Origin of the sequence: Sphingopyxis sp., assembly GCF_019459305.1 — a bacterium.
Taxonomy (GTDB): domain Bacteria; phylum Pseudomonadota; class Alphaproteobacteria; order Sphingomonadales; family Sphingomonadaceae; genus Sphingopyxis.
In genome coordinates this window covers 1-8,736 of sequence record NZ_JAIBES010000098.1, presented here as the reverse complement: position 1 = coordinate 8,736, position 8,736 = coordinate 1, and the positions used below count along the sequence as shown (strand labels likewise).

Here is an 8,736-nt window from a genome sequence, read left to right as displayed (position 1 = left end):
ACCCGGGGCGCGCGGGGCGCCACGGCGACCCGGCCGAGGCGATGATGTTGTGGGGCGCCGACGATTTTGCCAAGGCGCGGATGCGATTGTCCGAATTGCCCGAAGCGCGGGTGCCTGGCGAGCGGGTGCGGCTCAACGCGCTGGCGGCGCTGGTCGAAACGGTCGAGTGCCGCCGCGCGCAGTTGCTGCGCCATTTCGGCGAAAGTCCGCCGGGCCGCTGCGGCAATTGCGACAATTGCCTCGACCCCGCAGCGCAGGTCGACGCGACGGTGCTCGCGCAAAAATTGCTCTCGGCGGTCTATCGCACCGGCCAAAGCTATGGCGCGGGGCATATCGAGGCGGTGCTTACCGGGCGCAGCGACGAACGGATCGTGGGGCGTGGCCACGACAAATTATCGGTGTTCGGAATTGTCGCGAGCGACGAGGCACGGCTGATCAAGCCGCTGGTGCGCACGCTGGTGGCGCGCGAGGCGCTCGAGACGACCGAGCATGGCGGGCTGATGCTCGGCCCCAGCGCGCGCGCGATGATGAAGGGCGAGGCGCCGGTGCTGATCGCCGAGCCGCCGGTCAAGCGCACCAAGCGCGAGGCGCGCGGCGGCGCTGGTGTCGGGGCCGCCAACCCGATCGGCGATCCGCTGTTCGACGCGCTGCGTAGCGTCCGGCGCGAATTGGCGGCCGAAGCCAATGTGCCGCCCTATGTGATCTTTCACGACGCGGTGCTGCGCGCAATGGCGATCGAAAAGCCCGCGACGCTGGACGCGATGGGAACGATTCCGGGGGTTGGCGCCAAGAAGCTGGAGGCGTGGGGCGATGCGTTTCTGTCGGTAATCCGTCACTTCTGACCCTGCGGTCTGCCGCGCAGATGGTCGATTTCGCAAATGGCTAGTCAAATTCGGAACGCGGCGCGACCGGCGCTGCAGTTGTCGCCACATCGCCTTTCATCGGGCCGCATCGCCTTTGCGGTGCCGACCAATGAAAGGATTATGACCATGAGCTCTCCCCTCATCCGCGCGCTTGTCGCGGCCTGTCTTGCCGCGCTGCCGATGACCGCACAGGCGTCCGACGCTCGCACGACCGTCCGCGTCGATGTGCACGCGCTCGATCTCAGCGCGCCCTCCGACGTGACGACGGCGCAGCGCCGGATCGCGCGCGCCGCGAAGGTGGCGTGTCGCAACGATGTCGAGCATCTGACGGTCAAGGCGCGCCGCGCGGCGCGTGAATGCCGCGACACGATGCGCGGGCTGGCGCTGCAAAAGCAGCGCGCCCGCCAGCAGCAGCAACTCGCTTCGCAATGAGCCCCGCTGCCCGATGGCGGACGCGTCGTCGACGGTGGCGCGCCAGCACCGCTTGCAGTAGCAAGATGCGATGACGGCGCTGCTGATCCTCGATCCGATGATTCGTGGCGGCGCCATCGCGCTGTTCCTGCTGTGGATCGCGATCCTGGCGCGCGACCATCATGATGTGCTGGCCGCGCGCGTTGCCATCGCGATGAACCTGACGATCATCGCGTATCTGCTGGTTCCGATCTTCCGGATCGAGGAAGCCGCGCGCTTACCCTATGCGATCTGCGACGCGCTGTCAGTGATGGTCCCCGCCTTGTTCTGGCTGTTCGTGCGGCTGTGGTTCGACGACCAGCAGCGGATTGGCTGGCGCAGCTGGTTGCTCGTTGCCGCCTTCGGAATGCTGCCGCTGATCCAGATTGCGCTGATCGCCAGCCTGGACTGGTTCAGCCTCGAACTCTGGGTGCTGGTGCGGATCGGCATGTTCGCCTTTGCGGTGGCGGGCATGTGGATCGCATGGCGCGGGCGCGCCAATGATTTGATCGAGGCGCGGCGGGGATTTCGCGCGGCGCTCGTCTGCGCGATTGGTGGCTTCATCCTGCTCGCGACCTTTATCGAGATGTTTCACAACCGCGACGCCAGTCCCGACCTCGGGCGATCATTGACCCTAATTGCGATCGTGATTGCCACCTTCATCGTATCGGTCGGACTGTATCGCTTTCGGCTGGCCGAACTGTTTGCTTCGCCGGGGCCGCTGCCCAAACGCGCCGAACCGGCCGCAGCACCGTCGCCCCTCGCGCAGCGGCTGCGCGCGGTAATGGCCGAGGAGCGTGCTTACCGGGCCGAAGGCTTTTCGATCGCGATGCTCGCGGCGCGGCTGGGCGAGCCCGAATATCGCGTCCGCCGCGCGATTAATGGCGAGATGGGGTTTCGTAATTTCACCGCCTTTCTGAACGGCTTTCGCCTCGACGAGATTCGCGCGGCGCTGGCTGATCCGGCGCAGCGCGAGGTGCCGATCCTGACCATCGCGCTCGACGCGGGCTTCGGTTCACTTGGTCCGTTCAACCGCGCCTTTCGCGATGCCGAGGGAATGACCCCGACCGATTATCGCGCCCGGGCCGCGGCGGCGCGACTGGGCAATTCCGAAATCGGCTAGCCGATTTCTACCATTGCGGAGCGGGGACGCGGCGGGCGTGCTCCACTGGGGTATCCGCTACTGACAGGATTGTCCGATGCTCGACGCCCTTCCGCCGCTCCACATCCTGCTGACCAAGGGGCCGTTTGTCTTTGCGTTCGACTTCGGGCGCTATCTGATTGCGGCCGCGGCCGTCGCGGCGATCGTGTGGGGGCTGCGCCGCACGACGCTCCGAACGCGCAAGATCCAGGCGCGCGAGGCGACGCTGGCCGACCAGCGCCGCGAATTTGCGCAGTCTGTGCAGACGGTGGGAGTCTATACATTGGTGTCGGCGTTCATCATCTGGGGCGTCGACACCGGGGTGCTGCACCGGTTCGAGGGCAGCTATGGCTGGGCGGGCGATCTGGCGCTGCTCGCGGCGATTATTGTCGCGCACGATGCCTATTTCTATTGGGTTCATCGCGCGATGCACCATCCGCGCTTGTTCAAGACCTTTCACCGCGCGCATCATCGCTCGATCACCCCGACGCCATGGGCCGCGTACAGCTTCGCCGTTCCCGAAGCCTTTGTGATGATCGCCTTCGTGCCGATCTGGCTATTCTTCGTCGCGACTCCGGGGTGGGTGATGCTAACGTGGATATTGTTCCAGATCGTCCGCAACGCGATGGGGCATGCCGGGTTCGAGCTGCACCCGCGCTGGTGGCTGTCGACGCCGCTGACCCGCTGGATCAACACGACGACGCACCACGACCTGCACCACAGCGGCGGCTTCAACCGCAATTACGGCCTCTATTTCACCTGGTGGGACCGGATGATGGGGACCGAGCATCCGCATTATGCCGCGCGGTTTCACGCGGTCGTGGCGGAGTCGGCGATGCGCGACAACGAGGCCGCGCCCGCGACCGCATAGCTTTCACGCTTGTCAGTCAAACCGCGCGTCCTATACATCGCGGCCATGAGCGATTTTCGTACCCTGTCCGCCGACTATAGCGTCGCCCCGCAGATTTCCTTTGAGGATGTGGTCGAGGCGAAGGCCGCGGGCTTTGCGATGATCGTCAACAACCGCCCCGATGGCGAGGAGCCCGACGCGCCGCAGGGTGACGATATTGCCGGGGCTGCCGCTGCCGAAGGACTGGCCTATGCCGCGATTCCCATCGGCCATGCTGGATTCAGCCATCCGCAGCTCGACGCGCTCGACGCGGTGCTGGCGGGGGCGACTGGGCCGGTGCTGGCCTATTGCCGCTCGGGGACGCGCTCGACGCATTTGTGGGCGCTGACCCGCGCGCGCGCGGGCGACGATGTCGATGCGATTTGCGAGGCGGCGGGCAATGCTGGCTATGATCTGTCGGGGTTGCGCCCGATGCTCGACGCGTTGGCGGGCGAGCGGTGACCCTCGCCGAACTGGCCCAGCTCGGCGGATCGGTGGTCGCCGTGCTGTTTGTCGTGTGGCTGGTCAAAAAAATGGGGCTCGGGGCCGATCCGCGCATCGAAGATGATGCGCATGCGATCCGGCTCGCCGAAGAGGCGGAGGCGGGGTTCCGCGGGATCGAGGTCGCGCGCGACCGTGCGGGCTTTGCCGCGATCGTCCGCAACGCTGAGGGACGCCAGCTGCTGGTGCGCGCGCATGGCAATCATTTCGCAGCACGGCCGATCGACGCCAGCGTGATGGGGCGGCTCGACAAGGATTTCCTGACCCTGACGATGCCCGAAAAAACGTTTGGCGCGGTGACCCTGCATCTGGGCAAGGAAGCCGGAATGTGGGCGAGCCGGATGCGGGATCTCAATTGTGGATAAGCTTCCCGATCCCGTCACCTATGCAGTGCCCGCCTTCATCCTGCTGCTGATCGCCGAGATGATCATCTCGCTGCGCGCCGACAAAAGCCGGTACGAGACGCGCGATACGCTGACCTCGCTGATGCTCGGCACCGGCAGCCAGGTCGCGGGGGCGCTGGTCGGCGCCGGGGTGATCGCGGCGTCGGTGTGGGTGTATCAGTTCCACTTGTTCGACATCGGCATTGAATTTGCCAGCTGGTGGTGGGCGTGGATCCTCTGCTTCTTCCTCGACGATCTGGCCTATTATGCCTTTCACCGCAGCGCGCACCGGGTCCGCTGGTTCTGGGCGAGCCATGTCATCCACCACAGCTCGCAGCATTATAATCTGTCGACGGCGCTGCGGCAGACGTGGACGGGCTTTTTCAGCCTGACCTTCCTGTTCCGGCTGCCTTTGTTCCTTATCGGCTTTCCGCCCGCGATGGTGTTCTTCTGTGCGGGGCTGAACCTGATCTACCAGTTCTGGATCCATACCGAGGCGATCAAGCGGTTGCCCAAATGGTTCGAGGCGGTGATGAACACCCCGTCGCACCACCGCGTCCACCACGGCGTCAACCCGCGCTATCTCGACGCCAATTATGCCGGCGTCTTCATCATCTGGGACAAGATGTTCGGCAGCTTTGTTGCCGAACGTGATGACGAGCCGGTGCGCTATGGGATCGTCAAGCAGCTCGGCAGCTTCAACATCTTGTGGGCGGCGGTGCACGAATGGGTCGGGATCGCGAAGGATGTGTGGGCGGCGCCGTGGAAGCACAAGCTGTCCTATATGTGGCGCGAACCGGGTTGGAGCCACGACGGCAGCCGCGCGACGAGTGCTATGATCAAGGACCGCTGGGCGGCCGGGCGAGCGAGTGAGGACGCGGCGGAGTGAGCCTGCGGTCGGCGCTAAGCCGCGTTGCGTGTTGGAAATATTGGGACGTAGTTGCTTTCGTCGCGGGCAGTATTCCCCCGGTCCTCCTTCTGATTGCTTATTATGGCGGCAAGCATTTGAGCAGGCTGTCGGGTCCGGTCGTTCTCGCTGCCGTGCCACTTTACCTGCTGAGCGCCACTCTTGCTTGGCGGCGCGGTGACGGACGGCTGATTGCCGGGGGCTGCGCGATGCTGATGATCGCGCTCATTTTGATGCTGCCCGTCATTCTGGCGTCGGCGTTTCTCTTGGCCACATGCTTCACAGGCGATTGTGTCTGACACGCATACCCCTTGCCACATCGCTTAATGACATTCATGTAAGTCCCGATTGACCACCGAACGGGTGGCGAGGGGAGCGGGACATGGATCAGTTCGACATCATCGTTATCGGTGGCGGCAGCGCGGGGAGCGCCGCGGCGGGAAGGCTCGCCGAGGATGGGACGCGGACGGTGTGCCTGGTCGAGGCGGGCGGGACCAATGACATTGTCCGGGTCAAGACGCCGGGGTTCATGCCCTTCATCCCGAAATCGTCCAACTATCGTTATGATACGCTGCCGCAAAAGGGGCTGAACGGGCGCACCGGATACCAGCCGCGCGGACGCGGGCTGGGCGGGTCGAGCGCGATCAACGCGATGGTCTATATCCGCGGCCACCAATTCGATTACGACCAGTGGGCGGCGCTCGGTGCGACGGGGTGGAGCTATGCCGATGTGCTGCCGTACTTCAAACGCAGCGAAGGCAATGAGCGTGGCGGCGACGCATTTCATGGCGGCGACGGACCGCTCAATGTGATGGACCAGCGCTGGCCTAATGTAACGAGCCGGCGTTTCATCGAGAGCGCCGCGGCGCTGCAATTGCCGCGTACTGCCGATTTCAATCAGCCGAACAATGAAGGCTTCGGGCTGTATCAGGTGACGCAAAAGGCCGGCGAACGCTGGTCGGCGGCGCGCGCCTATGTTGAACCGCTGCGCGGGCGCGCCAGCCTCGACATTCGCACAAAGGCATTGGTTGAAACAATTTTGGTCGAGGATGGGCGCGCCACCGGGGTCGTGATCCGCCGCGGGTCGCAGCGCGAAACGCTGCGCGCGCGCGGCGGCGTGGTGCTGTCGGCGGGGGCGTTCGGGTCGCCGCAGATCCTTCAGCTATCGGGCATCGGTCCGGGGTCGCATTTGCAGGACATGGGGATCGACGTCGCCCTCGACCGCGCCGCGGTTGGCGACAATCTACAGGACCATATCGACTATGTGTCGAGCTGGGAAACGCGCTCGGGCGATCCGCTCGGCGACAGCCTTGCCGGCACCTGGCGAATGGTGAAGGCGATCTTCGAACATCGAACCAAGCGGACGGGGGTCATGACGACCTGTTTCGCCGAGGCGGGGGGTTTCTGGAAATCGCACCCCGACTTGCCTGCGCCCGACATCCAATATCATTTTGTCCCCGCGATGCTCGAGGACCATGGCCGGGCCAAGGTCAAGGGCCACGGCTTTTCATGCCACGCCTGCGTGCTGCGCCCTGAAAGCCGCGGCACCGTGCGGCTGGCGTCGGGGGACGCGGCGGCGGCACCCGCCATCGATCCGGGCTTTTTGACCGACGATCGCGACATCGCGACGTTAAGGGCTGGCGTGCGGATGATGCACCGCATCGTCGCGGCGCCGCCGCTCAGCGACTATGCGGGGAGCGACCGGCATCCGGTCGATCTCGATGACGATGCCGCGCTCGACGCGCTGATTCGCAGCCGCGCCGACACCGTCTATCATCCCGTCGGCACGTGCCGGATGGGCAGCGACGCCGATGCGGTGGTCGATCCGACGCTGAAACTGAACGGCATCGACGGGATCTGGGTTGCGGACGCGAGCATCATGCCGCGGCTGGTGTCGGGCAACACCAATGCGCCGAGCATCATGATCGGCGAACGCGCGGCGGATTGTGTGAAGGCGGCGCTGGCCTAGGTTCGCCCTCCCCAGAAGGGGAAGGGCTTTAGACCGCGCAAGCCTCCGCCAGCAATTGCCCGCTCCGCGTCAGGTCATAGCGACTCGTCGGCGGCCGCATATCGATCACCTCGCGCCGCACCAACCCGCGCTTGCTGAGCGCCGACAGCCCCTGCGACAACGCGCGCGGCGTGGCGGGGACGAGCAACCGTGAGAGTGCGTTGAAGCGGTCGTGACCTGCGCCGATCCCTGCCACCAGCGGCAAGCTCCAGCGCGTCGCGGCGCCCGGGGGCAGGCCGATCGCGGTTTGCGCCGCGGCAATTTTCGCCGCGCGCGCGGCTGCGGCGGCGCCGGTTTCCGTGAGGATATATTCGGGGCGCAGCGGGTGGCCGTGGCCGGGGTTGCGCTGCACCCAGCCGATCGTCGCTGCGGCTTCCAGCGTGCGCGTCAGGCTGTCGCGCGGCAGCCCCAGCCGGTGGATCAGTTCGACAAAGCGCGCGCCGCGATGCCCCGCCAGATCGGCGAGCAACGGCACCAGCCAGCGGTGGCTGCCGAGCTGGAGCAGGAGCGGATCGGGCAGGCTTGACGGCATTTACAAGTAACTATACAAACCAGACCATTGACGCAAGGGCGTTGACAAAGGGGGGCTGCGAGATGGCATTGGAAATCGGATCCGAACTCACCTGTTCGATGGGGGTGACCGACATGACCGCGGCGATCGCCTGGTACGAGCGGGTGATGCACTGCAAACTGCTCTACCGCGTTGACGAGATCGGTTGGTGCGAACTCGCGACCCCGATGGCGGGAGTTAATATCGGCCTCAGCCAGGTCGAGAGCGTGGTGCAGGGCGGCGGCGCGACCAATGTGTTCGAGGTTGCCGATATCGACGCGGCCAAAGCCCATCTCGACGCCGAGGGGGTACGGCAGGATGGCGACATCCAGCATATCCCCGGTATGGTGAAACTGATCACCTTCTACGATCCCGACGGCAACGCCTTCATGTTTTCGCGCTCGGAAATGGCGGCATGATGGCGCAGTGGGGGATCGCGGCGCTGCTGGCGATCGCGGCCCCCGCTGCGGCGGAAGATCCGGCGCCATCGCTCTCCGCCTGGCTCGGGACATGGACCGGCGAGGGGACCGCGTTCGGCAAAGCGGCGACCGCAACGCTGGTTATCGTCGCGGCGCCCGATGGCAGTGCGACGGCGCTTGCCTATCGACTGGCGGTCCCGGAAACGCCGCCGATCGACTATGCGGCGGAAGCGATTTACAGCGTCGATGGCAAGGGCCGGGTGCGCGGCAGCTGGACCGACAACAGCGGCCGGACGCGGCCGATCGGCGGGCGTGTCACGGGGTCGGAATGGCATAATCTTTGGGGCAGCGCCGATGTTGAAATCGGTCGATCGACCTATGTTCTGGAAGCGCCCGATCGGATGACCGCCACCGATTCGGTGCTAAAAGATAATGGCAGCTGGCGCGTCTGTGCGGCGCTGCGCTTTCAACGAAAACCCTGAAATCAGGCGTTTTTTTGGCGAATTCTATATTGCGCACAAAAAAAGAGGGGCCGGAGATTCGGCCCCCGCCCCACATTTTTTTTTGGCAATATAAAAATAGGCAAAAAAAAGCCAGATTTAAAGGGTTTAGTTTTAAGCCCATC

12 protein-coding genes are annotated in these 8,736 nt (G+C 65.0%); 11 read left to right on the top strand and 1 reads right to left on the bottom strand.

What is annotated here, in order from left to right; genetic code table 11:
* The 9 genes from K0M74_RS11930 to K0M74_RS11890 all read left to right on the top strand — a co-directional run.
* On the top strand, positions 1–842 hold an 842-nt coding region (locus tag K0M74_RS11930), incomplete at its 5' end, for an RQC domain-containing protein (protein ID WP_293972397.1).
* A gap of 147 nt (positions 843–989) precedes the next feature.
* On the top strand, positions 990–1,295 hold the full coding sequence (locus K0M74_RS11925; RefSeq protein ID WP_293972394.1) for a UrcA family protein: 306 nt from the start codon (positions 990–992) through the stop codon (positions 1,293–1,295).
* A gap of 70 nt (positions 1,296–1,365) precedes the next feature.
* Positions 1,366–2,436 carry an AraC family transcriptional regulator gene (locus K0M74_RS11920; protein ID WP_293972391.1) on the top strand — a complete coding sequence of 357 codons (1,071 nt, stop codon included), beginning with the start codon at positions 1,366–1,368 and terminating at the stop codon, positions 2,434–2,436.
* A 76-nt stretch (positions 2,437–2,512) separates the two neighbouring features.
* Entirely contained in the window at positions 2,513–3,325 is an 813-nt protein-coding gene (locus K0M74_RS11915; RefSeq protein ID WP_293972388.1) for a sterol desaturase family protein, read from the top strand.
* A gap of 45 nt (positions 3,326–3,370) precedes the next feature.
* A complete protein-coding gene (locus K0M74_RS11910) occupies positions 3,371–3,805 on the top strand; it encodes a TIGR01244 family sulfur transferase (protein WP_293972385.1) in 435 nt (144 codons plus the stop codon).
* Positions 3,802–4,209 (top strand): hypothetical protein, encoded by a 408-nt coding sequence (locus K0M74_RS11905; protein ID WP_293972382.1) that lies wholly within the window; start codon positions 3,802–3,804, stop codon positions 4,207–4,209. The genes K0M74_RS11910 and K0M74_RS11905 overlap by 4 nt, the downstream gene beginning before the upstream one ends.
* Positions 4,202–5,116 (top strand): sterol desaturase family protein, encoded by a 915-nt coding sequence (locus K0M74_RS11900; RefSeq protein ID WP_293972379.1) that lies wholly within the window; start codon positions 4,202–4,204, stop codon positions 5,114–5,116. The genes K0M74_RS11905 and K0M74_RS11900 overlap by 8 nt, the downstream gene beginning before the upstream one ends.
* Complete coding sequence (locus tag K0M74_RS11895) at positions 5,113–5,433, top strand: hypothetical protein (protein WP_293972376.1); 321 nt, start codon at positions 5,113–5,115, stop codon at positions 5,431–5,433. The genes K0M74_RS11900 and K0M74_RS11895 overlap by 4 nt, the downstream gene beginning before the upstream one ends.
* Positions 5,434–5,516: 83 nt before the next feature.
* Entirely contained in the window at positions 5,517–7,103 is a 1,587-nt protein-coding gene (locus K0M74_RS11890) for a GMC family oxidoreductase N-terminal domain-containing protein (protein ID WP_293972373.1), read from the top strand.
* Between the two features lie 28 nt (positions 7,104–7,131).
* Here the strand turns inward: K0M74_RS11890 and K0M74_RS11885 are convergent, their stop codons facing one another.
* Positions 7,132–7,674 (bottom strand): winged helix-turn-helix transcriptional regulator, encoded by a 543-nt coding sequence (locus K0M74_RS11885; protein ID WP_293972370.1) that lies wholly within the window; start codon positions 7,672–7,674, stop codon positions 7,132–7,134.
* Between the two features lie 62 nt (positions 7,675–7,736).
* Between K0M74_RS11885 and K0M74_RS11880 the strand changes: the two genes are divergently transcribed.
* Both K0M74_RS11880 and K0M74_RS11875 read left to right on the top strand, forming a co-directional pair.
* A complete protein-coding gene (locus tag K0M74_RS11880) occupies positions 7,737–8,111 on the top strand; it encodes a VOC family protein (RefSeq protein WP_293972367.1) in 375 nt (124 codons plus the stop codon).
* The gene (locus tag K0M74_RS11875; RefSeq protein ID WP_293972364.1) at positions 8,108–8,593 is read left to right on the top strand and encodes a hypothetical protein; all 486 of its coding nucleotides are present in this window, start codon (positions 8,108–8,110) and stop codon (positions 8,591–8,593) included. The genes K0M74_RS11880 and K0M74_RS11875 overlap by 4 nt, the downstream gene beginning before the upstream one ends.
* Positions 8,594–8,736 lie beyond the last annotated feature (143 nt).